The 25,166-nt window shown below is 65.6% G+C and carries 21 protein-coding genes; 6 read left to right on the top strand and 15 right to left on the bottom strand.

Features of this window, described 5'->3' with window-relative positions; all coding sequences use genetic code 11:
- Positions 1–338: 338 nt before the first annotated feature.
- The 12 genes from ACOYYX_RS25980 to ACOYYX_RS25925 all read right to left on the bottom strand — a co-directional run bounded on the left by ACOYYX_RS25980 (position 339) and on the right by ACOYYX_RS25925 (position 13,544).
- Positions 339–992 (bottom strand): bifunctional 4-hydroxy-2-oxoglutarate aldolase/2-dehydro-3-deoxy-phosphogluconate aldolase, encoded by a 654-nt coding sequence (locus tag ACOYYX_RS25980; protein ID WP_422925097.1) that lies wholly within the window; start codon positions 990–992, stop codon positions 339–341.
- Positions 993–1,216: 224 nt separating this feature from the next.
- Positions 1,217–3,004: a serine/threonine-protein kinase gene (locus ACOYYX_RS25975; protein WP_422925095.1), complete on the bottom strand. Its 1,788-nt coding sequence runs from the start codon at positions 3,002–3,004 to the stop codon at positions 1,217–1,219.
- Positions 3,001–3,633: an ECF-type sigma factor gene (locus ACOYYX_RS25970; RefSeq protein WP_422925093.1), complete on the bottom strand. Its 633-nt coding sequence runs from the start codon at positions 3,631–3,633 to the stop codon at positions 3,001–3,003. Before ACOYYX_RS25970 ends, ACOYYX_RS25975 begins: the two co-directional genes overlap by 4 nt.
- A gap of 160 nt (positions 3,634–3,793) precedes the next feature.
- Complete coding sequence (locus ACOYYX_RS25965; RefSeq protein ID WP_422925091.1) at positions 3,794–4,903, bottom strand: cellulase family glycosylhydrolase; 1,110 nt, start codon at positions 4,901–4,903, stop codon at positions 3,794–3,796.
- A 59-nt stretch (positions 4,904–4,962) separates the two neighbouring features.
- Entirely contained in the window at positions 4,963–5,862 is a 900-nt protein-coding gene (gene uvsE, locus ACOYYX_RS25960; protein WP_422925089.1) for a UV DNA damage repair endonuclease UvsE, read from the bottom strand.
- Positions 5,863–5,932: 70 nt separating this feature from the next.
- Positions 5,933–7,021 (bottom strand): hypothetical protein, encoded by a 1,089-nt coding sequence (locus ACOYYX_RS25955; RefSeq protein ID WP_422925087.1) that lies wholly within the window; start codon positions 7,019–7,021, stop codon positions 5,933–5,935.
- A gap of 11 nt (positions 7,022–7,032) precedes the next feature.
- Complete coding sequence (locus tag ACOYYX_RS25950; RefSeq protein WP_422925085.1) at positions 7,033–8,154, bottom strand: molybdenum ABC transporter ATP-binding protein; 1,122 nt, start codon at positions 8,152–8,154, stop codon at positions 7,033–7,035.
- On the bottom strand, positions 8,151–8,825 hold the full coding sequence (modB, locus tag ACOYYX_RS25945; RefSeq protein ID WP_422925083.1) for a molybdate ABC transporter permease subunit: 675 nt from the start codon (positions 8,823–8,825) through the stop codon (positions 8,151–8,153). Before modB ends, ACOYYX_RS25950 begins: the two co-directional genes overlap by 4 nt.
- 20 nt (positions 8,826–8,845) lie before the next feature.
- A complete protein-coding gene (locus ACOYYX_RS25940) occupies positions 8,846–9,307 on the bottom strand; it encodes a hypothetical protein (protein ID WP_422925081.1) in 462 nt (153 codons plus the stop codon).
- A 36-nt stretch (positions 9,308–9,343) separates the two neighbouring features.
- The gene (gene modA, locus ACOYYX_RS25935; RefSeq protein ID WP_422925079.1) at positions 9,344–10,204 is read right to left on the bottom strand and encodes a molybdate ABC transporter substrate-binding protein; all 861 of its coding nucleotides are present in this window, start codon (positions 10,202–10,204) and stop codon (positions 9,344–9,346) included.
- A gap of 237 nt (positions 10,205–10,441) precedes the next feature.
- Positions 10,442–12,010 (bottom strand): ATP-binding protein, encoded by a 1,569-nt coding sequence (locus ACOYYX_RS25930; protein WP_422925077.1) that lies wholly within the window; start codon positions 12,008–12,010, stop codon positions 10,442–10,444.
- Positions 12,003–13,544: an ATPase domain-containing protein gene (locus ACOYYX_RS25925; RefSeq protein WP_422925075.1), complete on the bottom strand. Its 1,542-nt coding sequence runs from the start codon at positions 13,542–13,544 to the stop codon at positions 12,003–12,005. Before ACOYYX_RS25925 ends, ACOYYX_RS25930 begins: the two co-directional genes overlap by 8 nt.
- Positions 13,545–13,708: 164 nt before the next feature.
- On the opposite strand from ACOYYX_RS25925, the gene ACOYYX_RS25920 reads away from it, so the two are divergent.
- Both ACOYYX_RS25920 and ACOYYX_RS25915 read left to right on the top strand, forming a co-directional pair.
- Positions 13,709–14,395 carry a recombinase family protein gene (locus tag ACOYYX_RS25920; protein WP_422925073.1) on the top strand — a complete coding sequence of 229 codons (687 nt, stop codon included), beginning with the start codon at positions 13,709–13,711 and terminating at the stop codon, positions 14,393–14,395.
- 594 nt (positions 14,396–14,989) lie between these two features.
- Positions 14,990–16,462 carry a hypothetical protein gene (locus ACOYYX_RS25915; RefSeq protein ID WP_422925072.1) on the top strand — a complete coding sequence of 491 codons (1,473 nt, stop codon included), beginning with the start codon at positions 14,990–14,992 and terminating at the stop codon, positions 16,460–16,462.
- 239 nt (positions 16,463–16,701) lie between these two features.
- Here the strand turns inward: ACOYYX_RS25915 and ACOYYX_RS25910 are convergent, their stop codons facing one another.
- The 3 genes from ACOYYX_RS25910 to ACOYYX_RS25900 all read right to left on the bottom strand — a co-directional run bounded on the left by ACOYYX_RS25910 (position 16,702) and on the right by ACOYYX_RS25900 (position 19,045).
- Complete coding sequence (locus ACOYYX_RS25910; RefSeq protein WP_422925070.1) at positions 16,702–17,166, bottom strand: hypothetical protein; 465 nt, start codon at positions 17,164–17,166, stop codon at positions 16,702–16,704.
- A gap of 99 nt (positions 17,167–17,265) precedes the next feature.
- Positions 17,266–17,757 (bottom strand): hypothetical protein, encoded by a 492-nt coding sequence (locus ACOYYX_RS25905; RefSeq protein WP_422925069.1) that lies wholly within the window; start codon positions 17,755–17,757, stop codon positions 17,266–17,268.
- Between the two features lie 157 nt (positions 17,758–17,914).
- Positions 17,915–19,045, bottom strand: coding sequence for a DUF1559 domain-containing protein (locus ACOYYX_RS25900; RefSeq protein WP_422925068.1), 1,131 nt, complete (start codon positions 19,043–19,045; stop codon positions 17,915–17,917).
- Positions 19,046–19,970: 925 nt separating this feature from the next.
- On the opposite strand from ACOYYX_RS25900, the gene ACOYYX_RS25895 reads away from it, so the two are divergent.
- The 4 genes from ACOYYX_RS25895 to ACOYYX_RS25880 all read left to right on the top strand — a co-directional run bounded on the left by ACOYYX_RS25895 (position 19,971) and on the right by ACOYYX_RS25880 (position 25,115).
- Positions 19,971–20,534, top strand: coding sequence for a pseudouridine synthase (locus ACOYYX_RS25895; protein ID WP_422925066.1), 564 nt, complete (start codon positions 19,971–19,973; stop codon positions 20,532–20,534).
- Positions 20,535–20,819: 285 nt separating this feature from the next.
- The gene (locus ACOYYX_RS25890) at positions 20,820–22,235 is read left to right on the top strand and encodes a DEAD/DEAH box helicase (RefSeq protein ID WP_422925065.1); all 1,416 of its coding nucleotides are present in this window, start codon (positions 20,820–20,822) and stop codon (positions 22,233–22,235) included.
- Between the two features lie 673 nt (positions 22,236–22,908).
- On the top strand, positions 22,909–24,162 hold the full coding sequence (locus ACOYYX_RS25885; protein WP_422931664.1) for a DUF790 family protein: 1,254 nt from the start codon (positions 22,909–22,911) through the stop codon (positions 24,160–24,162).
- Positions 24,159–25,115 carry a bestrophin family protein gene (locus ACOYYX_RS25880; protein WP_422925063.1) on the top strand — a complete coding sequence of 319 codons (957 nt, stop codon included), beginning with the start codon at positions 24,159–24,161 and terminating at the stop codon, positions 25,113–25,115. Before ACOYYX_RS25885 ends, ACOYYX_RS25880 begins: the two co-directional genes overlap by 4 nt.
- Positions 25,116–25,166 lie beyond the last annotated feature (51 nt).

Raw genomic sequence — 25,166 nt, 5'->3', positions numbered from 1 at the left:
CTTCAATTCACCAAGAATAACCATTTTCCCAGAAGACCCAGGACGATCGCCGCAGTCCTGAAGCTCCCAATTTGCGGATCGAGAACCACTATGGTGACGACGTTCTGGGTTTCCCGAGGACGAGCACGACGATCCCAGACCGCGACCCCATTCAAGGATAGGAGAACGGGGAAGTAGTGGTGGAGGATTCAATCGTCGGGTCGTCGCAGATGTGGAGGGGACGACCGCCGAGAAGAGCCTGGCGAGCCGAGTGGGCTCGCCAAGCGGAGACGAGGGATGAAGGGGAGATGGCGGAGAGAGTTTCGTCTGGATCGCCCGAGGCGACGCCTTGAAGGGGATCAGGCGGTTGCCGCTCGGAATTTCTTGTAGATGGCGGCGTACTGCGAGGCCAGGTCGCGGAGCCGGGCGAAGTCGCCGGACGCCACGGCCTTGGGCTCGACGAGCGAGCTACCCACGCCGAGGCAGCAGGCGCCGGCCTTGAGGAAATTCTCGGCGGTGTCGAGGTCTACGCCGCCGGTCGGCATCAGGCGGATCTGGGGCAGGGGACCGCGCAGGGCCTTGAGGTAAGGGGGGCCGCCGATATCGGCCGGGAAGACCTTGATGATGTCAGCCCCGGCTTCCCAGGCCGCGACGACCTCGGTCGGCGTGAACGCGCCGGGCATGATGACCTTGTCGTAGCGACGGCAGAGGCGGATCACGTCGAGATTGACGATCGGCGAGACGATGTACTCGGCCCCCGCCAGGAGCGCCACGCGGGCGGTCTCGGTGTCGAGCACCGTCCCCGCGCCGAGGACGATCTCGTCGCCGATCTCCTTGCGGACCTGCTTGATGACCTCGACGGCGTCGGGCACGGTGAACGTGATCTCGGCGGCCGTGACGCCCCCCTCGGCCAGGGCCTTCACGACCTTGACCAGCGACTCTCCCGACTCGGCGCGGACCACGGCGACGATGCCACCATCCAGGATCCGCTTCAGCGTTGCGTCGCGCCCCATGCCAAACCTCAACATTTTAACGAGTCTGAATTTGAATCCGAATTCGATGCGATTCGTCTTCGGGCGGCGGAGAGATGAGTGGAGCGGGGAACCCGCCCGCGACGGTCGCGTCTCGACCTCGTCCGACGATCGGCGTCGACGGTCTTAGGGACTGTAGCGGCCGACGCCCCGCAGCGTCAAGGACGCGGGCCGCCCGTGCGCGATTTGGCGACACACCCGACGCATCAAACCACGGGTCGATGCTCATAATAACTGCTGAGCGCCCAGATCCGCTTGACCTGCCGGGCGACGACGAAGCCTGTCACGAGCAGGGCCGCCATGAAGATGTTCGGATACTGCACGGGCCCGACCGTCGGCCGATGGATCAGGAACCGGTCGATGAAGAGATAGCCGTAACCGAGCTCGGCCAGCAGCGTCGTGTACCAGACCAGGCGCACCTGATACCAGAGCCCCGAGGCCGCGATCAGCAGGGGGTAGCCGACCAGCAGCGAGTTCTCGAACCCGTTGAGGATCTTGAGCAGGAGGGTCAGGAGCAGGATGTCGGTCGCGGCCCAGAGGTAGCGGATCGCGGCGGCCTGCCAGCCTCGCCTCAAGGCCTGCTGGAACGCGAAGACCAGCACCGCCCAGAGGCCCAGGACCATCATGACGTTCAGATGCGTCGGCCGGTGCGGACGTAAGGTGAAGTGATAGTTGAACTGGGTGAGCCCCGCGATCAGGGCCAGGCCCCCCAACCTCGCGACGAGCTCGGGCTCGCGCCGGGTCCATCGCCGCATTCGCTGACCTAGCCCGGTCCCCTCGACGTCCTCGCCCCGCAGGTAGCGGTCGAGGTTCTCGGCGAGCGCGGCGGCCGACGGGTAGCGGTCGCTGGGCGACTTCTCCAGGCACTTGAGGCAGATCTTCTCGAGGTTGGCGGCGACACCGGGGCGGACCTGGCCGGGGGGAGTCGGCTCGTTGTAGAGCACCTGGGCCACGGTCTCCATCTCGGTCGGGGCCCGGAACGGCGGGCGCGAGGTCAGCAGCTCGTAGAGGATGGCACCGAGCGCGTAGACATCGGCGGCGGGGGTCAGCTCGCGACGCCGGCCGAGGGCTTGCTCGGGGGCCATGTAGCTCAGCGTCCCCATGATCGCGCCGGTGGCCGTGAGGGCGCTATCGTCCTGGACCCGCTTCGCCAGGCCGAAGTCGGTGACGTGGGGCGATCCCTGCGCATCCAGGAGGATGTTCGCCGGCTTCAGGTCGCAGTGCAGGAACCCCTGCTCGTGGGCGTGATGCACCGCGCGGGCCACCGTGGCCAGGAGACGGGCGCCGGCCCTGGCGTCGCTCGTGAACTGGCCGATCCGGCGTGCGAGGTTGCCCCCCTCGATCAATTTCATGCTGAAGTAATGATGCCCGTCCTGCTCCCCCACCTCGAAGATCGGGACGATGTGGGGATGGTCGAGGTTGGCCGCCAGTTCCGCCTCCTGGTGGAACCGCTCGCGCTCGCCGGGCGAAGCGAACTGGCCGGAGAGGATCATCTTCAGCGCGACCGTCCTCTTGAGGCTCCGCTGCCGGGCCTTGTAGACGACCCCCATGCCGCCTCTCGCCAGTTCCTCGATCAGGTCATAGTCGCCGAACCTGGAGATCACCGGGCCCGAGGTCCCCGAGGGAGATGAGGCCTCGCGCGGCAGGAAGATCGTCGACTCCAGGCCCCCCTTGGCGCCAGGCCCGATCGTCGGCTCCGCGACCGATCGCGCGAAGGCCTCCTGAACGAGCAAAACGTCTTCCGGGAATCGATCGCGGTAGTCGTCGAATTCCGCCGCCTTGCCGGCCTCGGCGAGGAGGTCGAGTTCCAGGAGGAGCAACTCGCGCAAAAGGTCGGCGCGATCGCAGGCGGAGGACTCCGCCAGGAATTCCTCGATCCTTACTCCAGCCCCCGCGCGCCAGGCCCGCTCGAAGCGCTCGCAGCTCGCGTTGATCCGACGCGCCTTCGAGAGGGTCATGGGATCGGTCGAGGGGGTCGGCTCGGCGGGGCTCACGGAGTCTCCTCCTCCGGCGTCGTCCAGATCTTACGGATGAGGTCGAGCCGACGGGCCACGGTCCTCCTCGCGCATCCGAGGCGCTCGGCGATCTCGTCGGTGGTGTACCCCTCCATGCGGTCGAGCGCGACCCGGCGCAGGGTGTCGTCGTCGAGGGCCTCGAGGAGTCGGCGGTATTCCTCGGCGACCATCGCGGCGAACTCGGGGGTCGGCTCGTCGCCGATGACGAGGTCGAGGGCGTTCGCGTTGGCGTCGGGCTCGGCGCCTGCGAGCGCCCGCTCGTCGAGGACGTGCTGGCCGCCGCCACGCTTCTTCCGGGTGCGCCGCTGGACCTGCGCGCAGGCCTTGCGGGCGGTGATCACGACCAGGAGCCGCCAGAGGTCGTCCCGGTCGCTCAGCAGGGGGAACGAGCCGCGGGCGGCCCCCGTGCAGAAGCTATTGAAGGCACTCAAGGCGGCGTCTTCCTCGTCCTCGACCGCCCCCGGCCTGCGCGTGGCCCGCAGCTTGGCGCGAGCCAACTGGACGAGCCGCTCGAAGTAACGCTCCCACAGGGGCTGGGCCGCGGCGTCGTCGCCCGCCTTCAGGTCGCCGATCCAGCGCGTCACCGATCCGGGATCGTCGGTCGCCACGTCCAATCACTCCTCGATCCTCGAGTCGCCCGCCGCCGCTCGGCACGACCGATCACTCACGAATGGGGACGGCGCGGCCCTCGATTCCGCCCCATTCTAACCGGAAAGCGACTCCAGGGGTTCGCTCGATTCTGGGATCACACCTTCGAAACACAGCGCATCAATGGGCAAGAGCCTTCGCGTGCTTCTCGAAGATCTCCAGCTCCTGGAGCAGGAGGATCTCGCCGATGTCGGACGACTTTTTGAGTTCCTCTGGGGGCTTGCCCCAATAGAAGCTGATCCAGCCGGCCGCGACCTTGCCGGCCTGGTCGACGAATGCCTCGAAGTCTTCGCGGGGGCATGCCAGGGGGAACGTCTCCTCGATCAGGACCGGCTTGCCGACCGCGAAGCCCTCCAGCACCTTCAACGCCTCGTCAACCTTCCCCTTCTGGGGATAGAGGTGGACGCAGACGAAGTCGAGCTCCGATGCGACCTTCTCCGGCACGAACCCCGAGGACAGACCGGGGCGGTCGAGGCTCCAGTCCACGAGCCCGACCGTGATCATGTGCTTGGTATCGACCTGTTTAATCTCGGAGACGAGCCGGTGGATCCAGAGCTTCGCGACCTCGGGCCGGGGCCGATCGCGCTGGTCGAGCGTGACGAACTGGACGAAGTGCTTGCCGACGAAGTCGGGCCCGAGCCAGTCGCCGTCCTCGCGACGACCGCCGGGGACGACGGGCTCATTCATGAGGTCGTAGCAGAAGATCGCCGGGCTTTTGGCGCAGGTGCTCGCGACCGCCCGCCAGAAGTAGGCCTGGGCATTCCAGCGCTTCGCCTCGTCGAGCTTGTCGTACCAGGAGGGTACGTCCTTCTTGTGGTAGCACCCGAGGCCGGTCAGGTCGATATAGAGCGAGCAATCCTCCGCCAGCTTGAGGAGCTGCGAGAGTCGGTCGAGTGACGCCTGGTTGGGCGTGGTCTCATCCTTCATGAACTTGCCGAACTGGAGGTGAATGCGGATGACGTTGGCCCCGAACTGCTTCATCCGGCGGAAGCTGGCCTCGACGGCGCGCCACTCCTGGTCCCAGTAATCCTCGATCAAGCAGCCCGTCGGGTCGTGATCATAGTTGAACCCCAAAGGCCGGAACGCCTTGCCCGAACCCTCCTGGACGAAGCCCCGGTGATCCTCGGAGACCCGAATCCAGGGCAACGACTCTGCGCTCGCGGTTCGCATCGCGAGGCTCGCGAGGATGACGAGGGCGCAAACGAAAAGATCACGGGCACGAATGAGCATTTTCTAACTCCTCTGGGAGAGTCGGGAGGAGGTCCATTCAATACGACTTGCTTATACAATTAGCCCAGGCTCGGGAGCGCCTGCGCGAGCTGGATGACGGCCAGTTCCTTCGCCTTGGCCTCGACCTCGACCGTGAGGTCCATGCCCAGCCAGCAGGCCGGGAAATCCTTGATGTCGATGAAGTCGCTGTGCCTCGAAGGCCCGGGCCCATCCCACCCCTCGATCGGGCTCGAGATGTGGAAGAGGGGCTCGCGATCCCAGGTGGAGACGGCGGCCTCGGTGGCCTCGGCATCCGTCAGCCCGTCGCGGCAGCAGCGATGATGGTGGACGTCGTAGACGAGCGGGATCCCCTCGGCCTTGCAAACGGGCAGGAGGTCCATCGGCGTGTACGTCTTGTCGTCGTTCTCCACGGTCAGGCGACTCCGGGCCCGGTCGCTCAGGAGCCCGAGGTTGCGGGCGAAGGTTTCGAGGGCCTTGGCCTTATCGCCATAGCTCCCGCCGCCGTGGATGTTCACGACGTCGGCCCCGACCCACTCCGAGACCTCGGCCTGATACTCGAGTTCGCGGACCGAGGCTTCGACGACCTCCTGTCTCGGCGAATTCAGGACGACGAACTGATCCGGGTGGAAGCAGACTCGCAGGGCTTTCTCCCTCGCGAAGCTGCCGCAGAGGCGAAAGCGCTCGAGGATCAGGTCGGCCCCCGGTAATTCCTCGACGGTGTATCCGACGACGGGATGCGTCTTCAACGGGAGGATCTGGCTGTTGACCCTGAAGCAGCCGATGCCGTTGGAGTCGCAGAACCGCAGGGCGGCGAGGAGTGCGTCGGCATTCGTCAGGCACAACTGGCCGAGCTGGGCCAGTTGGTCGGCTCTTGGCTTGCGAGCCAGGGACGTGGCCGTCGTGTTCCGGAACTTGATCGGCTCGTCGCGAAAGATGCAGCAGAGTCCCAGGCGTATCATCCGTGTACCTTAGCGGATCGTCGGGCCGAGGGCAATTCCGCCCACGACTCCAAGAGTCGGCCCTTGTCGCTCAGTGGCGGAACAGGGCCAGCACGATCTCGAGGGTAATCAGGACGACCACGATCAGTTCCAGGACCTCCATGCGGTGCCCGCCCGACTGCTGCACGAGCAGGTCGTAGACGTTGCCCACGGTGTCGAGCTTGCGACGGATGGATTGCTCCCAGTCCCGAAGGTGGAACCGGGTCGAGGCGAGGTCGAAGGCGCGCGAGAGGTACTGGTCGCCGATCAGCTTGAGGGTGTTGTCGGCACGCTCGAAGAGGCTCGTGGCCTCGATCTCGAGCTCGCGGACGCTGCGGATGGCGTCGTTGTGGGAGCGCCAGAAGGCGTGGCGTTTGCGGTCCCGGCGCTCGGGGACGATCTGCCGGTAGGCGGCCTCGAGGCGGTCGTCCAAACGGTCGTCGATGTGGCGGAATTCCAGGAGCTGGACGTTGGCGAACTCGATGACTTGAAGCGTGTCGGCGCAGTCGGGGTCGGCGACGAATCCGGCGGCCCAGTCGAGCGTCAGGAGGTCGTTGGGCGTGTAGGAGAGGCTCAATCGCGTGGCCTCGGCGATCTCCCCCTTGCTGAGGGGCTCCGACTCGAGCCGGACCAATCCGGCGATCCAATGCTTATGCTGCTCGAACCAGTCCGGGCCGACTTTCCCGAGCTGGAAGAGGATGTATTCCTCGCTGATGTCGCTGAACTCGAAGTCGGTCACGGCCGGGCGCAGGCGGTCGATCCAGGGGGTCACCACCTGCCTGGCCGACGCGTTCAGCGTGGCGGTCTCGGCCAGTTCGCCGGCGAGTTCGAGCAGCTCGCCCGCCGTCAGACGCACGGGGAATTGCACGGCCAGCGAGATCGCGCCGAAGTCGAAGACGGTCAGCTCCGCACGAGGGGCGAATGGCGAGAAGGCGGCGGCCGTCCTGGGGAGCTGGATCCCGCTCGCGTCGACCGCCATGCGCAAAGGGGCAGGGCGGTACTGGATCGACTCGGGCGTCCTGCGGCGCCGGACGAGTCGGCCGGACTCGCCCGGTAGGACGGTCCGCGCGTGCTCGAGGTCGATCTCATAGCCGATGTCGAAGGCGAAGGCCAAGTGTATCGTCGCGTCCAGCGTTTCCATGAGAGTTCCGCTTATTCCTCGACCGAGCCGGCATCCAGGACCCGGCAACTCCTGGCCTTGATGATCATATTCACGGCGGTCCCCGGCTCGAGCCCGAGCAGGTCAACCGCCGAATTCACGACGCTGGAGATCCAGGTCACCGAGCCTGTCTGAACCAGCACTTCCGTCTCGTCCCCATGCGGCACCAGCCGTTCGACCACGCCCGGGATCACGTTCCGGGCGCTCAGTCCAGACACGGCTCGACACCCCAGCAGGATGTCATCGGCCCGCACCTCGACTGTCAGCTCGGCGCCGGGGGGATGATCGGAGACGGCCGGAATGACGAGAACCGTTTGCTCGTCGAGACTGAGCCGCAACCGGCTCTCGCCCGCCTGATCGGGGGGTTCGAGCCTGCCTCGGATGAGGTTCCTGATCCCGTTGAGACGGGTCGTCCCCTTGACGTGGGAGGACGCGAGGACGTCGAGCGGATTGCCTCGAGCCACGATGCGACCCTCGCTAACCCAGAAGAGCTGGGTGCCGAGCGCAACCGCCTCCGCAGGGCTGTGCGTGACGTAGAGGATGGGGACCGCCTCGACTTGCTGGATGGTCTTCAGCCGCTCGACGAGGATGTGCCGGTTCATGACGTCGAGGGCCGAGAAGGGCTCGTCGCAGAGCAGGAGCCGAGGGCGAGGGGCCAGGGCCCTCGCCAGGCCGACGCGCTGGCGTTCGCCCCCCGAGAGGGTCATCGGCTGGCGATCCAGGAGCGCCTCGACCCCGCAGAGCGAGGCGATCTCCGCGAGCCTCGCGTCAGCCTCGGCCCGGCCCCGACCCTTGAGGCCATAGCGGATGTTAGCCGCGACGTTCATGTGCGGGAAGAGGAGGTCATCCTGGAAGATCATGCCGATCCCGCGACGACGGAGCGGGCGATCGAGCTTCGCGTCGGAGTCGTAGAGGACGTCGTCGCCGAGTCGGATGCGGCCACGGTCCGGGGTCTCGAGCCCGGCGATCAGGCGCAGGAGCGTCGTCTTGCCGGCCCCCGAGGAACCGAAGAGGACCCCGCATTCGGATCCCAGACTCAGGCTCGCGTCGAGGGTCAGCTTCGCGTGGACGCGCCGGGAGACCTCCACCAGCAAGCGAGGCTCGGCGGGGCTCAAGGCCTCACTCCCCTCGATGGCAGGCCATGATGGACGACCCAGAGCACGGCGATCGCAATTGAGGAGAGCCAGAGCGTGAGGATCAGGGCCGTCCTCGTGTCGCGGACGTCATTGGCGTAGTAGATCGCCAGGGAGGCCGTCTGAGTCACGCCGGGGATGTTGCCGGCCACCATCATCGTCGTGCCGAAATCGCCGAGCGCCCGGGCGAAGGCGAGCATCGCGCCGGCGGCGAGGCCTCGCCAGGCGAGGGGGATGGTGATCGAGAAGAAAACAGAAAGCTCGCCCCGGCCCAGGAGCCTCGCCGCGTTTTCGAGCGCCGGGTCGACCCCTTCGAGGGCGCCTCGGGCGGGGAGCAGGAAGAGCGGGAAGGCGGCGACCGCCGCGGCGACGACCGCACCCGACCAGTGGAAGACGATGGTGAAGCCCCAGGTCCGCTCGAGCCAGCTACCGAACCAGGTCTCGCGGCCGAGCAACTGGAGCAGGTAATAACCGAGCACCGTGGGGGGCAGCACCAGGGGCAGGGTGACGAGGCCCCCCAGGAGTTCCCGGCCCGGGAAGCGGCCCCGGGCGAGGATCAGGGCCAGGGGGACGCCGACGACGACGATGAAGAGCGTCGCGATCGACGCCACCTTGAGCGAGAGCAGGAGGGGGCTGGGTATCGAGGGGAGCACGTGCGTCGGGCCCGTCGGCGTCAGGGGGTCTTCGCAGGCTTGGCAGCCTCGACCACTTCGATCTGGGAGGGCTCGGTCACGTGGATCCGGGTCTGCGACGACTCGTTGATGACCTTGCCCTTCACCCGGATCGTCTTCCCCTTGTAGTGGGTCGACGGATCCTTGATGCCGAGCTTCTCGAACTTCTCGGCGTCGGCGTAGGTGATGACGATGGCCAGGTTCTTCTCGTCGTGGAAGTCTTCCTCGGAGTCGAGGTAGTAGACCTTGCGCGGTTCCGCGTTCTTGGTCGTTCGGACGACGAGCTCGTAGGTCCCCTCCTCATCGAGGTGATCCTTCGCCTCCGCGGCCGGTCGCACGACCGCCTTGTCGTCGGCGGTCGCCGACACGAGGATGAAGGCCGCGACGAGCGCGAGCAAGGCCTCGCACCCGACCGCGCCGCGACGACGGGAGGCCGACGCTATCCCACTCAGACCGAGCAACATCTTCATATCATCCCTCGAAACGTTGTGTCACGGGGCTTACTTCTCGGGCACGGTCGCCTCGGGCGCGGCCTCGCGGGGCTCGGGCCTGGTGAAGCCGTACTCCGCGAGGATCGCCTGGCCGGCGTCCCCCTGCACGAACTTGATGAACGCCTGGGCGTCTTGCGACTTGCTCTCGGAGAGGATCCCAAGCCCCTGGATGATCGGATCGTAGAGCTTCGGGTCGAGGTCGACGATCGCGATCTCGGCGTCGCCCCCGCTCGCGAGGCTGACCATGCCGGCCTCGGCGTTGCCCGACTCGACGAACTGCATAGCCTGCCGGACGGTGTCCGCCTGGACGATCTTGGGGGCGACCTTCTCCCAGAGCCCGGCACGCTCGAGCGCCTGCTTGCCTGCGGTGCCATACGGGGCGGTCGCCGGGTTGGCCAGGGCGATCTTCTTGATCTCGGGCCTGGTGATGTCCGCGAGTTCGTGGATCGCGTCGGCCGACGACTTGCGGACGCCCAGCACGAGCTTGCCCCGGGCGTAGGGCTCGACGGAGTCCTTCAGGATCTTCCCCTCCTCTGCGAGCTTCTCGACGAATTTCATGTTGGCCGAGAAGAAGATGTCGAAGGGGGCCCCCGCCCGGATCTGCTCGGCGAGGTTGCCCGAGGCGCCGAAGGTGATGTTCACCTCGATCAGCGTGTCGCTCGTGAACTTCTTGGCCACGGCCGAGAGGGCCTTCTGAAGGTCGCTGGCGGCGGCGAGTTGAAGTGGCGGTGCATCAGCCGGCGCCTTCTCGGCGACGCCAGGAGTCGGCGCCGGGGCAGGGGCCTTGGTCCCATCACACCCGATCGCCAGGAGTAGGAAGACCGCACAGAACCGCGAAATCACCCCGACTTCGGAGGCCAATCGTATCATGTCGCACCGCGAAGCGAGCCTGTTGGGGAAGAACGGGGGGAAGATGCCACCGGATCGACGCTCGGGGAGAGGGGATGGACCTCGTCCATCGGATGCCAGGCACCCTCGCCCCCCTCTTCAAATTCCGCACGCGTTCCGGTTCTCGGAGATGCCTACGTTACACCCAAGTTCAGGCAAACGAAAGCACTTCTCCAGGCTTCTCGCGGAGTAAGCCCGGTCCCGGCACGGATCCGTCGTTCACGAGGCGTTCCTCACCTCGATGGCATGCGGATCGCCCCCGCCGGCCCGGCCGATGAGCGTCGTGAGTGAGTCGGGATCCACGGGCTTGACGAAGTGGTGGTCGAAGCCGGCGGAGAGAGCCCGCGACACGTCGTCGTCGGCCCCGTAGCCGCTGACGGCCACCAGCAGGGTGTGGCCGAGGGCCGGATCCTCCCTGAGCCGCCTGGCCAGCTCGTAGCCGTCCATCCCCGGCAGGCCGATGTCGCTGATCACGACCTGGGGCTGGAATCCCCGGGCCGTTGCGACCCCCTCGGGGCCGTCGTAGGCGACCCGGACCTCGTATCCGCGACATCGGAGCAAACAGGCGAGCATATCAGCCGCATCGCGATTATCCTCGACGACGAGCACGCGCAGGGCTTGCCTCGTCGACGCCTCGCGGGGTTCGGCGTCTCGGCGGTCGGACGCGGCCTTGCGGCTCAGGGGCAGGCGGACCACGACCTCGGTGCCCAGGCCTTCGCCCTCGCTCTGGATTTCGACGAGGCCGCCGTGCAAGTCGACGAGCTTCTTGACCATCGTCAGCCCGATCCCCAGCCCTCCTTGAGTTCGGTCCAGGGGCCGATCGGACTGCGCGAAGAGGTCGAAGACGTGCGGCAGCGTCCGAGAATCGATGCCGACGCCATCATCCTCGACCCTGATGACGACGTGCGGCGGCTGCGTTTCGACGACGAGCCTCACGAGCCCGCCGGGCTTGGTGTATTTCGCGGCATTCGATAGGAGATTGGAAATAACCTGCTCGATCCGCGTCGGGTCGGCCTCGATGCGGATCGGGGCCTCGGGCCATTCGCGGTCGAAGCGGTGGCCTCGGGCCTTCATCGTCGGGGCGGCGATCCTGGCCGCATCCTTCGCGATCTCGACGATGTCGACGACCCGCGTGCGCAGCCCGATCTTCCCCCTCGTGATCCGGGCGACGTCCAGCAGGTCGTCGGTCAGGCGGGACATGTGCCGGACCTGCCGCTCGAGGACGTCCCGGACGTCGTCGAAGTCGGGGTTGTTCACGTCGAGCATATGCATGATGCCGACGGCGTTCCGGATCGGGGCGAGGGGGTTCCTCAGCTCGTGGGCGAGCATCGCCAGGAACTCATCCTTGCGACGGTCGGCGTCCTCGCGGTCGAGGAGGAGGTCCCGGACCTCGAACTGCCGGCGCCTCGCCCGCATCCCGGCGCGGACCGCGGTGATGAGCTCGTCGACGCTGAGGGGCCGGCCCAGCACGGTGACGTTGCCCAGGACGCCCATCGCACCCATCACACGGCCTCCGCGCCCGCCCGGTTTCGCGACGACGATGACCGGCAGATCCGACCACGCGGGTTGCGCCTTTATGCATTCGGCGATCGCCGCGACGCGAGGCTGCGTGAGGCACTCCTCGGCGAGGATGAGGACCTGGACGTCCTCCAGCCCTCGGCAGAGATCCTCGACGGTCCTGGTGACCTCGCAGGCGATTTCCACCCTGGCGAGGACCTCGCAGGTGAGCGACGCATCTCGGCCGCTCGCGAGGAGCCTGACCGGCTCGATCGGCTGTGGGTTACCCACGACCCACCTCGCCGACCCCGGCCTCGTTCGCGCCCAGGTGTTGCGAGCTGCCGATAAAGGCCGGCTGGCCCGTGAGGACCCCGTGGAAGTCCTTCAAGGGGCCGCCGATCTTGATCCCCGGGGGCGCGATCGTCAGCTCGCGGATCAGGGTCTCGTGAGGCCCCATGCGTCGCTTCACCGCCGAAATTGCGCGGCGGACGCCCCCGAAGGCCTCGAAGTAGCGCAACATCAGGGCTGCGTCGGCGAGATAACTGACGTCGACCGCCCCGTGGAGCCCTTCGCCGACGATGCCATGCTCATTCGCGGTGAGGATCGTCAGCGTGTTGCGATAACTCAGGTAAGTGAGCAACTCGTGCAGGTGCATGCTGAGGAATCGCTCGTCGGGCATGCCGTTCAGGTAGCCGCTCAGGCTGTCGATGACGACGAGCTTCGTGTCGTCCTGCTCGACGACCCGGCGGACGAGGTGGGCGAACTCGCCCGGGGTGAACTCGGCCGGGTCGACCTGGCGCAGGGTCGCCTGACCCGCCTTGATATACTGGTAGAGGCCCATGCCGAGCCCCTCGCTGCGGGCCACAAAAGCTCGTGACGTCTCGTCGAAGAGGAAGAAGGCGGCGCGCTCGCCCCGGCGGAGCGCCGCCGCGGCGAATTGGCCCGCGAGGGTGCTCTTGCCCACGCCGGCCGGCCCCATCGCGAGGAGGCTCGTCCCCCGGTTCAGACCGCCGCCGAGCAGGGCATCGAGCTCCGGGACGCCGCTCGAGATCGTTTCATTCGTGAACGAGTCGAAGTGTTCCGAGGCGACGAGACGGGGGTAGACCCGCAGGCCCCCTGTCTCGATCGAGAAGTCGTGGAACCCGTCGCGGAAGCGGACCCCGCGGAGCTTGTGGACGTTGAGCCGACGCCTCTTCCGCCCGTAGTCCGGGACCGACTGGTGCAGGGAGATCACCCCCTGGACCACCCCCTCGGCCGAATTGTCGTCGGAGGTGAGGGCTCCGCGGGGCAACTCCTGCACGAGCAGCACCGTGCAGCGCCGCCCGGCGAAGAATTCTCGCAACGAGAGGACCTGCCGGCGATATCGGAGCGGGTCCTGCGCCAGGAGCCGGACGTCGGAGAACGGGTCGAAGACCACGCGCGACGGGTTGATTCGCTCGACGAGCGAGGTCACGGCCTTCGTCACGTCGTCGAGCTCGATGTCTCCCGGCGAGAAGAAGCTGTACTGGGAGTCCGCCTTGAGGCTGGCCTCCGTCATGGCGAGGTTGCAGATCTCGATCCCGGTCAGGTCCCAGCCATGCGACCGGGCGGTGGTCAGAAGCTGGCTCTCGGTCTCGGAGAGGGTGCACCAGATCGTCTTCTCGCCACGTCGCATTCCTTCGAGGAGGAACTGGAGTGCCAGGGTCGTCTTACCGGCCCCCGAGTCCCCCTCGACGATGTAGAGCTGGTGCGCCAGGAGGCCGCCTCCGAGGATGTGGTCCAGCCCCGGGACGCCGGTCGAGATGCTTTCGAAGGGGTCATCTTTATCGGAGTTCTCGGACGTCATCGCGTCTAACTACCCTTGATATTAAGGTCGCGCCGTCACGAGACTCGCTCCGGCATTGAGATTGCGGTTCCTTACACGCAGGGGCGAAACCTGCCCCTCGTCTAACTTTGCTCGCTCAAGGATATAACACCAACAGCAAGATACGTTCCACGAGGCGCGAGGCAATGAATCAGGGGCGAAATTTCGTTGCATACTTCCGGGTTGATGGCGTCCCACTCGAGGAGCAGGAGCACTGCGTCGAAGAGCACGTCCGCGAGGCGGGCGGGGCCGTGGTCCAGTCCTTTCGCGAGGATGAGAACCTCGGGAAAACCCAGCGGCCGAAGTTCCTCCAGGCCATTGCTTCGGTCAAGGAACTCGATGCGTCGCTCATCGTGGCGAGTCTCTCGGGGCTGTCGAAGGATGTCCGCTTCCTACAAACGCTCCACCGGTCGCACATCCCGTTCCTCGCGTGCGACTTCCCCCACGCCAACGAACGGACGATCGAAGTCCTGGCCGCGCTCGCCGAATACGAGTCGGATGTTGCCTCCAATCGGATGAAGCTGGCCCTGGCGGCCTACAAGGCGCGAGGCGGGAAGCTCGGTGCCGCACGACCCGGAAGTTCCACGCTCACGGCCGAGGCGCGGAGCCGTGGCGTCGAGCGGGCGAGCCAGGTTCGTCGCGAGCAAGCTAATGAGGCGTACCGGGAAATCGTCCCGATGATCGCCGAGTTGCGCAACGCGGGTTTCACACTCCAGGAAATCGCCGACCGGCTTAACGAGGCCGGCCATCTCACCAGGCGCGGACATCAGTGGAAGGCGATGCAGGTTTCGCGGGTCCTGAAGCGTGAACGATCGTCGGGTGGGGACGAGTAGCCGTCAGTGTTCGCCCATACGTCAGCACGAAACGTCGACCAGGCGGACTCGTTCATTCCCGGCACATCTCCATGGGATCGCGCCGCGAGGTCCCTCGCGTCTCGTCGCCGGCGGATTCTTCGATGAAGAACCGGCCTCGAATGCGCGAGGTTTGCAGCATCACGTCCGGGATGTGATGCGCGGTCGTGCTCGCGTCGCCTGAGTTCGGCCCGGGTCTCGGGTCGATCATTAATTATGAGGAGCGATTCGGCTCGTCGAGGTGCCGGAGAAGGCTCCTGTCCGATGAGCGTGGCCAGGAATCGGGCCGACATCCATCCGAGCAGCCGAAATACCGACCCCATTTCGCCGAAGAGTCTTTGGGGGATCAGGGTTTCGGATTCATCGCGTCGTCGATCGTCCCCAGGCTGGCCTGGTCCTTGGTATGCACTCGACCCGTCGGCGGCAGGCGAAGGTATGCCTGGCGTCAAGGGCCTGCGCACAGGATCGGTCCCGGCAACCGCATGCGATTGCGGTGGAGGCACCCAATCGGGTAAGACTTCAAAACGGCGGCAAGGATCGATCCTACGTCGCACGATACGGGGAATCGAAGGAACGATGAAGACCGAACAGTTTCTGAGTCATCACGGGATTGCTGGCAACCCGTTCAGTGAGGAAGACGCGCAGACCGACACGGTCTTCAAGCAGCGCTGCCTCTCCACCATCCATCATCCCGCCTGGAACAAGTTCTTCGGGAACCCCGCCGACCCGTCGACGGCACTCGTCTTCGGCGAGAAGGGGAGCGGCAAAACCGCGCTACGGCTCCAGGTCACCACCGAGCTCGAAAAATACAACCAGCAGCACCCCAACGAACGTGTCTTCGTCATCTCGTATGACGACTTCAACCCCTACCTCGACCACTTCCGCGCGGCGGTCAAGGCCAAGGACGCGGCCCAGGCGCTCTCGCGCTGGCGGCTCCAGGATCACATGGATGCCATCCTGGCCCAGGGGGTCACGCAGCTCATCGACAGCCTCTCGGCGGATCGGGTCGACCTCTCGGCCCTGACCGTCGACCAGAGGCGCGACCTCCTCCTCCTGGCCGCGCTCTACGACCAGTCCACGGGCGAGCCCATCGAACGTCGCTGGAGCCGACTCCGCCGACGCTCAGGGTTCCGTCCTCTCTGGAGTCGACGCGACCTCCAGGTCGGCTTCGGCACGACCCTGATCGTCGGGCTCCTGATCGCCGCCTTCCCTTGGCTCCGGACCTGGAGCCTGCTCCCCTGGCTCCTCGTCCCCATCCTCCTGAGCTGGCTCTACTGGGGCTGGCGGCTCGCCCGGGCCGAGTGGTTCGCACGGGACATCCGCAAGGGGCTCCGCGTCCTGAGCCGGGATCCGGCCGCGCTCCGCTGGGAACTCCTCTGGTTCAAGCCGAGCGAACTGGGAGGTCAGCCGACCCCCACCGCCTCCCAGACCGGGGGCGAGGAACGCTACGAGCTGCTCCGCAAGTTCCAAGTGGTTTTAAACCAGCTCGGCTACTCGGGCATCATCGTCCTCATCGACCGGGTCGACGAGCCCCAGCTCATCGAGGGCGATCCTCGCAAGATGCGGGCCTTGATCTGGCCGCTGCTCGACCACAAGTTCCTGCGACACAAGGGCATCGGCGTCAAGCTCCTGCTCCCGATCGAGCTGGCGTACTACCTCGAGAAGGAAGATAAAGACTTCTACGAACGTGCCCGCCCCGACAAGCTCAATATGATCAAGCCGCTGCGCTGGACGGGGCCGTCCTTGTACGACCTCGCCGGCGACCGCCTCCGCGCTTGCGCCTCCGAACCCTCCGCCAATGGCGGCGGCCCGAGACTCCGCCAACTCATCGACGAGACGATCAGCGACGACTCCCTCAAGGATTCGCTCGGGAACCTCCGGACTCCCCGGCAACTCTTCAAGTTCCTGCACCGACTCCTGGAAGAGCACTGCCACCGGCATACCGAGGACTCCCCTCGCTGGTCGGTCGACGCCGATACCTTCCGGACGACGTACACCGCTTATCTACGCGACCTCGAGGCCTTCGACCGCGGCTACGGTCACGGCTGAGGTTTGACGGACCTCGGCGTTGCGTTGCGATCAATCAACATCCCGGAGGCCGGGGCGTCCCCTTGCGACGCCCCGGCCGCTTTCGTTTTCCCATCTCTTGGCCCGGTCGATTCCGGCCGCGTGGCTCCAGCGGCACATCGACAGGAGACGGCCGCCGGAAGTGCGAAGGGGGACTTCCTCAATTCGAGGAACTCCCCCTTCGGTTGAGCACGGATTGTCCAGGCCGATCGATGCCGGCCTCAATCTACCAGCTTGAACTTGAAGTCGTTGCCATCGGGCGACACGACGGCGGTCAGCCCCGAGTCCCGGGCGTTGCCGTAGCGAAGCGGGATCAGCGCCTTGGTGGTGGCGGCGAGTTCCTTCACATTGGCCGGGTCGGGGCCTTCGGGACCGCGCAAGGCGGCATCCTTGACGTAGGCTTCGTCGTAGGCGATGACCGTGACCCGATATTTACCCAGCTTGACCCCGTCCCCCTGCGTCCGACTCGTCACGTTCCTGATGGCACCGTCGACGATCTCGCCCGTGGCCGGCACCCCCTGGGGCGGGGGGGCCTCGGGTATGAAGTTGATCGTCCCGCGTTTGACGGGCGACCCCTGATAACTCACGTCGCCCGTGACCGGGAAGAAGGCGCGAGGCACTTCGGTCTCGACGGTGCAACCAATCGGGAGAAAGAGCAGGACCCACCACCGCAGCCTGATTCTCATCGGCGACCGGACCATCATGACGTTTGAGTCGATCGTTAAAGCGGAAGACGCGCGGGCCATCCACGAGGCCCCGGCCTTTGCGGGCTCCCCGCCGGGTCGTCAGTCGGACAAATCGTAGGGGAAGCTGTTCGACTGCGGCTTCACATCGGCCGTGAGCATGGAGGTATCCGGCAAGGAATACTTGGTCGGCACCATGATCTTGGCCGTCTTCACGGACTTGGCGAAGGCCTTATCGTGATGGAACTGCCCGCCCTTGGCAACCGCCTTCAACTCGGTGTCGTCGATGACCCGGGACTCGATCGTCACCTTGTATTTCCCCGGCAGCGCACCGTCGCTCTCGACGAGCGTCGTGAGGTAGAAGCTCCCCTTCTCGATATTGCCCGACGCGGTCCGGCCTTCCGGATCGTCCGGGATGAAGCTGATCTTGCCGTTCTCCACCGGCGCCCCCTTGTATTTCACCGTCCCGGAGACGGGGTAGCGTTTCGGCAGGCCCGTGCCGTCGCCGCAACCGGAGGCCGCGAGGAGGATGGCCAGGGCCGATGCGCAAAACGCCCCATGCCTTGCTCGTGCTGCTATCCTGATCCCGTTCATAGGTGGAAATCGTCTCCCGATGATGGAACGGACCAGGGCCTCGGGGGGTAGTAAACCGCCCGAGGGCCCCGGTCCAGGTGTGTTGGTTCCACGGATCCTCGACACACGACTACGATCTCGATGCGACCGTCTCGACCGATCTCGATTCAACTCGAGGTCAGAACGAGTCGGCACTCAGCACTTCGCCGCCGTTCCGGCTGCCGAGGGCGCAGTAGGTAGCCTGGCTGATGCTGGCCTTGAGGAAGTGCACGGAGCCGTCGGCGAAGAGGAAGTTGCCGCCGCCCGGGTGCAGGCTGACGAAGCCCTTGGCCGCGGCGCCGAACCGGCAACCGAGCGGGGCCGAGGCGCTCTGCCACTGCCCGGCGCAAGAGGAACTGTTCGCGTCGACGGTGTTCGAGTTCCAGCCAAGCGGCACGGTCATGCCGGCCAGTCCGCCATTCTGGAACCAGAAGTTGCTGTCGGCCGCGCGGCTCGGCATCATCTCGCCGACCACGACGGTGTTGCTCGTGCCGTCGGTCACGCTCGCCAGGCTGGCGGGGCCGGTGGTCAGGCGGTAATCGAAGAAGCCTCGCATGACCCCGGCGCCCTTGGTGAAGCCGTCGGGGAGGCCGAAGGTCGTGCCCCAGTAGCCGTTCCAGCCGATCCGGGGGCGGCCGGCGGGCGGGGAGCCGTTCCAGGGGGTCTCCCAGGGCAGGTTGTTGCAGAGGACGCCGCCGCAGTAGTTGTCTCCGAAGCTACCGGCGTAGTTCGAGACGGGACACCACGTCGTGGCCGAGCCGGTCGTCGGGTCGATGACCTGGTTGCAGTACTGGCCCTTCGGGTTGCCCGAGCCGACCTGGCCGTTCGGCAGCTTGCCGCCGCCGTTCTCGCCGTCGGAGGGGCAGAGCCAGCTATTCATGGTCGTCGAGTACGCCGTGAAAAATGCGGCGGCGGAGGCGCCACCATCGTTCGCGTTGACGCTGAAGTTAAGGGAGTTGTAGATGTTCGTCCCTTCCATGAGGGGAAGGACCATCGCCCTCCAGTTCAGCGAGTTCGCACCGGACGCCCAGGGGTCGCCATTCTTGGTGATCCCGCCCGGGGGATAGGTGCCGTAGAGGTCGGAGTAATTCGCGATGGCCAGCCCGATCTGCTTCATGTTGTTGGTGCACTGGATGCGGCGGGCCGCCTCGCGGGCCGCCTGCACGGCCGGCAAGAGCAGGGCGATCAGCACGGCGATGATCGCGATCACCACCAGCAACTCGATCAGCGTGAAGCCACGCTTTCTGCCGCGAACGGTAGACGTGTGCATGAAATCACCTTCCAGAATGATGACGAATCGATCGATACGTACGGCGTACTCGAGGAGGGCAGTCATCGCCCCCGAGGCGCAAGGCGAAACACCCAGGAGAACCTGATTACGAACGAATTCAGGGCTAGGTGGCCTCGCCCGCGATTGGGCGAAGGCGTGCAACGGCGTGTGGACTCACCCCGACTATTGAGATGATTAGGGGGCGGTCCGAGGGAGATCGTTAATCCGTACCTTAACTCGAGAATCGGCCAGGTACACATTGCCAGCGGACGGAGAGTGGTGGTGTCCCTGACATCGTGATTTGAAGCGTTGCTGATTCTAAAGAGCTGTCCGAACTATCGTCAAGGAATTTTCATTAGAAATTCCGAGCGAGTTCTTTCGGACCGATATGCGAATTCCTTCGTGGCATACTGGCCCACTCGCCGACGCCAAGGTCTCGCCCGCCAAAGTAGACGCACCCCTTCCTCGACCTCCGCCCCACCTCGATTCGGGAAGGCCCTTTCAACGCACCCCGCACGCGAACATGCACCACGTCACGGTTGCGTCTCGATTCCGCACACGCATGTCTCTGAGGTAGTTCAGCACATCTAAGGAATACGATTTCACCAGGGTTTTCCGAAACACCTTGATGAGTCGTCGATCGGCCACATCGTGACATTCCATTTTGTTTTCAATGTTGATGTGGCCCCGGCCCGATGGGGCACCCTGGGGCCGTTGCGAGGGTTTTGCGGGTTGACCCGATGCCACTTGGGCACGGAGCCATGACTTCGGGAGCCGGCTCGGCTCGATCCCCCCTCGACTCCGGCTTCAACGGCCCCGCCGAATCGGATACCCTTGACCGGGCGAGTCGGGGTCCCCGGATGAGATGGCCCAGGCGACCCCGACGGCCCGGATCCTGACTCAGACAACCCGTTCCGATGCTTTGATGAAATACCTGAAGTTCTTCAAGCCCTTCGACGTTCTGACCCAGTTCACGGATGAGGCCGGCCGGGCGACGCTCAAGGACTACATCCCGCTGCCGGGGGTCTACTCGGTCGGGCGGCTCGACCGCGACAGCGAAGGGCTCTTGCTCCTGACCGACGACGGCAGGCTGGCCCACCGGCTCACCGACCCTCGCTTCGAGCACCCCAAGACATACCTCGTGCAGGTCGAGCGGATCCCCGACGAGCCGGCCCTCGAGGCCCTCCGACGAGGCGTCACCCTCAAGGATGGCCGGACCCGGCCAGCTCGAGCCGAGCTCCTGGACGAGGATCCCGGATTGCCGGAGCGGCCCGTCCCGATCCGGTTCCGCAAGAACGTCCCGACCGCCTGGATTCGGCTCGAAATCCGCGAAGGCCGCAATCGTCAGGTCCGTCGCATGACCGCGGCCGTCGGCTTCCCGACCTTACGGCTCGTCCGCGTGGCGATGGGCCCGGTCGAACTGGGCGACCTCGCCCCCGGCGCCTGGACCGAACTGACCCGCGAGGAGCGAGCCTCCCTCAAGGTCTGAGACTCGAGCCTTCGGAGATTCCTCGGCGGGCCCGACCATCCCGCGTGGAGTCTCGCCCCGCCATCGTGTAAACTGGAGTACACCGAAACGCGCAAGCGACCTCCCGATCGGGGCGACCGGCAGCCTCGCGGCAGGGAATCGAGGGGTCATCCAGTCGTCGGAAAGGAACCTGTCGATGGACATCCCACCCCTCAGATCGCCGCAAGGCCCCAGGTTCGTGCGTCAGACCTCGGCAGCCGGGTCGTTCCGGACGAACGGGCAGGGCGAGGCGGGGGTCGACCGTCCATGAGCCAGGCCGACGTTACCGCACCCGTCCAGGACGACTCGCGCAAGATCCGGATCGGCTACGAGGAAGGGAGCCTCCTGATCGAGGGGCTGCCCGAGGGGGATACCTGGGGACTCCCCGGCGTCGAGTTCGACCGCCGGATCCAGGCCTTCCGCGCCCCGGCGATCTCGTATCGAGGCATCGTCGAGGCCCTCATCGAGCGCAAGATCCCCTATTCGGACCAGGCCCGCTCCTATGAGGCCAAGCCCTGGCGCCTCCGAATCGAGAAGCAGGCCTTCCCGCATCAGCTCGAGGGGTTGGAAGCCTGGGGCGCCGCGGGGAGGAGGGGTGTGGTCGTCCTGCCGACCGGGACGGGCAAGACGCACCTCGCCAACCTCGCGATCGCCAAGGCGGGGCGACCGACCCTGGTGGTCACGCCCACGATCGACCTGATGAACCAGTGGTACGACGAGCTCAGCCTCGCCTTCGAGACCGAGGTCGGCCTGCTGGGTGGCGGCTATTACGACCTCGAGCCGCTGACGGTGACCACCTACGACTCGGCCTACCAGAACATGGCCAGGCTCGGCAACAAGTTCGGCCTGCTCGTCTTCGACGAGTGCCACCACCTGCCGGGTCCGACCTACGGGATGGCGGCCATCGAGTCGATCGCCCCTTTCCGGCTCGGCCTGACGGCCACTCCCGAACGCTCGGACAACGCCCACACGCAGCTCGACTACCTGATCGGGCCGATCGTCTATCGCCGGGAGATCACCCAGCTCCGGGGCGAGTTCCTCGCCGAGTATCGGGTCGAGACGGTCCACGTCGACCTCACCGAACAACAGCGCAACGAATACGAGTCGGCACGCGAGTTGTATCGGACGTTCCTGCAGAACCAGGGGATCGACATGAGGCGTCCCAACGCCTGGCGGCAGTTCCTGATCCAGGCGCATCGGTCGCCGGAAGGACGCCAGGCGTTCCTCGCCCATCGACGCCAGCGCGAGCTCGCGCTGGCCGCCCCCGCGAAGCTGAGCCTGCTCGGCCGCCTGCTCGAGCGTCATAACGGGGATCGCGTCTTGATTTTCACCCACGACAACGCCACAGTTTACCGGATCGCCCGACAATTCCTGGTCCCCGTCATCACCCATCAGACGAGCACCAAGGAGCGTCGGGAGATCTTGCAGCGGTTCAATTCGGGGTCATACCCGATCGTCGCAACGTCCAGAGTCCTCAACGAAGGGGTCAACGTCCCCGAAGCGAACGTGGCGATCATCCTCTCCGGGTCGGGGTCGGTGCGCGAGCACGTTCAACGATTGGGACGCATCCTCCGCAAGTCGGGTGACAAGGAGGCCCACCTTTATGAGGTGGTGAGTCGAGGGACCGTCGAGGAGTTCACCTCGAACCGTCGCCGACAGCACAGCGCGTATGGACATAGCTAGTCCACCCGGGACGTCATCGAGGCCGATCGCGACAAGCCATCCTTCGACTCGCACTTGTCATCCAACCCTCTGCCGCTCTGCCTCTTCTACTGCGAGACACGATGAGTCACGCCGACAAAGGGAAGTTGGAACGGACGACGTTGCCGGTTCCTGTTCGCCAAACCGACACGTTGATGTCCGAAAAGCCGTCGAATCGCTATGCTGCCACGCTTCGGATCATCAACTTTCGACTCACGGATGAGAATCGAAGCCCCCGGAAACGCTGGTGGCGACTCTCCTGAGCACTCGACCATTCGATCGCGGAAGAATCGATCGGGATCACTGAAAATCAGGACCTCTTGAATGCCTCGGCCGAGAAAAGAGGCTCGCCTCGACGGTCATTTCACGCCCGTTCCCCTCGACCCGGCGTGCTCGCGAGCCGCAGGACTGGCTCCACTCACATCTTGTTGCCGGTGCTTCTTGCCATATCTCGTTACTGATGCTGATCTTGAAGAAGATCATGGCGTCTTGACAGGGTGCCGCTGGGATCTCTTCGATAATCCTTCCGAAGATCCGCTAGAATAACCCTGGAACACGTTTTCGAAATGTATGTTCGCCGAATCGTGATCGTGGCATTTCACGATCGCCGAGACGGACGAATGCCGAGCCGCCGCGCCGATCCTTCCGAGTGACCATGCTGACCGGCAACCTAGTGCGCGTGAAGACGAACTCCAAGGGGCGGATCATGCCCCTCTATCTCCCCCAGCGCGAGCTCCCGCAATGGCTCGAGGTGGCGGAGAGCCTCCTCATGATCTTCCGGGAAGGGGTCGGGATGACCCGCGGGGAGGTCGAGGCGGAGATCAACGAGCTCCTGGGAGAAGGCATCGCCACGCTCGCCCATCGCGGCCTGGCCAAGGTCCTCGAAGATCGGACCGAGTTCGCCGTCGTGTCGGACATCGCGCCCGAAGTCCTCCGCGAGAAAGTCTTTTCGGCGGCCGCCGAGTACCGTCAAACGTTGAAGGGCCAGGGGTTCGGCCTCCGCGAGCACTTCGAGAGAGACAAGGTGCTCGGCACCGTCGCCGCCGAGTTCGGGGTCTCGGCCGATCAGGTCGTGGCGGCGCTCTTCGCCGACCTCAAGGACGAGAACCGGATGCTCTCGTTCGAGGACCTCTCGGCCCAGCGCCTGGTCGACCGCTACAATGTGGCCCTGGCCCAGTCCGTCCTGCTGCGCTCGGTCCACATCACGGTGCAGCTTCGCAACGAGAAGCCGGCCCGATATCGCCAGCTCTTCCGCCAGCTCAAATTCCACCGCCTGCTCTACAAGGTCGAGGGGAGCATGCGCGACGGGTACACGCTGCAGATCGACGGCCCGCTCAGCCTCTTCAGCGCCACGAACAAGTACGGGCTCCAGATGGCCCTCTTCCTGCCGACGCTCTTGCTCTGCTCCGACTTCATCCTCGACGCCGAGCTGCGTTGGGGCCCGAAGCGAGAGCCGAGGAGTTTCCACCTGGAGTCGAGCGATGGCCTCGTCTCCCACCTGGCCGACACCGGTGTGTATACTCCTCCCGAGGTGAACGCTTTCCTGGACCGGTTCCGGCAGGTGGCCCCCGGCTGGGACGTGACCGAATCGACGGAAGTGATTGAACTTGGTCGCGAAGGCGTCTGGGTTCCCGATTATCGTTTCGTGCATCGCGCGAGCGGGATCGACGTCCTCGTCGAGGTCGTCGGGTTCTGGAAGAGGACCAGCCTCGAGCGCTTGCTCCGGCTCCTGCCCAAGCACGGCCCGAAGCGTTACATCCTGGCGATCTCCGACCGCCTCAAGGTCGACGAGGAGGAGATCAAGGAGTTGTCGGGTCCCGTGCTCCGATTCAAGGAGATCCCCAACTCCCAGGAGCTTGCCGCGATGCTTGACGACTTCCTACCACGAGACGGAGTGCTGAAGTTTTGAGCGCCCAAGTCGCTGACATCTCGCGTGAAGACGGTTCGCGGAAATTCTGGACCGACGCGTTCGCCATCAGGGGCTCGGTGACGGGCCGGGTCTCGCGCCGGGTCCTGACCTTCGGCATGATCGCCCTGATCGTGACCGCGATCAATGAGCTCAGTGTCCACATCACGCTCGGGATCGAGGTCGCCCCCTATGAAGTGGCCGGTGCGGCCCTCGGTGCCCTCCTGGTGCTCCGGACCAACGCCGGCTACGACCGCTGGTGGGAAGGCCGCAAGCTCTGGGGAGCGATCGTCAACCAGTCGCGCAACCTCGTCATCAGCGCCCTCGCCTACGGCCCCGAGGATCCCGACTGGCGCGAACGGGTCGTGAGGTGGGCCGCGGCCTTCCCCCACGTCATCCGCCATAGTCTGCGCGGGGAACGGAACATGCCCCGCGTGAAGGCCGTCCTCGGCGATGAGCAGACGGCCATCGTCGCCGGCGCCGAGCACATGCCGAGCTACGTCGCCCTCCGGCTCGCCGAGATCTTCCGCGAGGCCCTCGACAGGCCGACCATCGATCGGCTCGCCTTCCTCCAGAGCGAGATGGCCCGCGGCCTGCTCGTCGACCACTACGGCGCCTGCGAGCGGATCCTCAAGACACCCCTGCCGCGAGCCTACGCCATCAACATCCGCCGCTTCATCTTCCTCTTCCTCGCATCCCTGCCATTCGCGCTCCTGGACAAGATCGGCTGGCTGACGCCGATCGTGACCATCCTCATCGCCTACCCGATCCTGTCGCTCGACGACATCGGCGCGGAGTTGCAGAATCCGTTCGGCCCCCAGAACATCGGCCACCTGCCGCTGGACGGCATCTGCGCCAACATCGAGAGCAACCTCTTCGGCCTGCTCGGGAAACGACCGGGCATCGCCGAGATCGGCACCACGGATGAACTCCAGGGGCTCGAGTCCTCGACCTGAGCCGACGATCGCCGGGGTCGTCCTCCGCCGAGATCCACGGCGAATGCGGCC

Source organism: Singulisphaera chitinilytica (assembly GCF_049331405.1).
Classification (GTDB): Bacteria; Planctomycetota; Planctomycetia; order Isosphaerales; family Isosphaeraceae; genus PoT.
The sequence above is the reverse complement of the archived record's forward strand: the minus strand, read 5'-3'. Positions and strand labels throughout refer to the sequence as shown.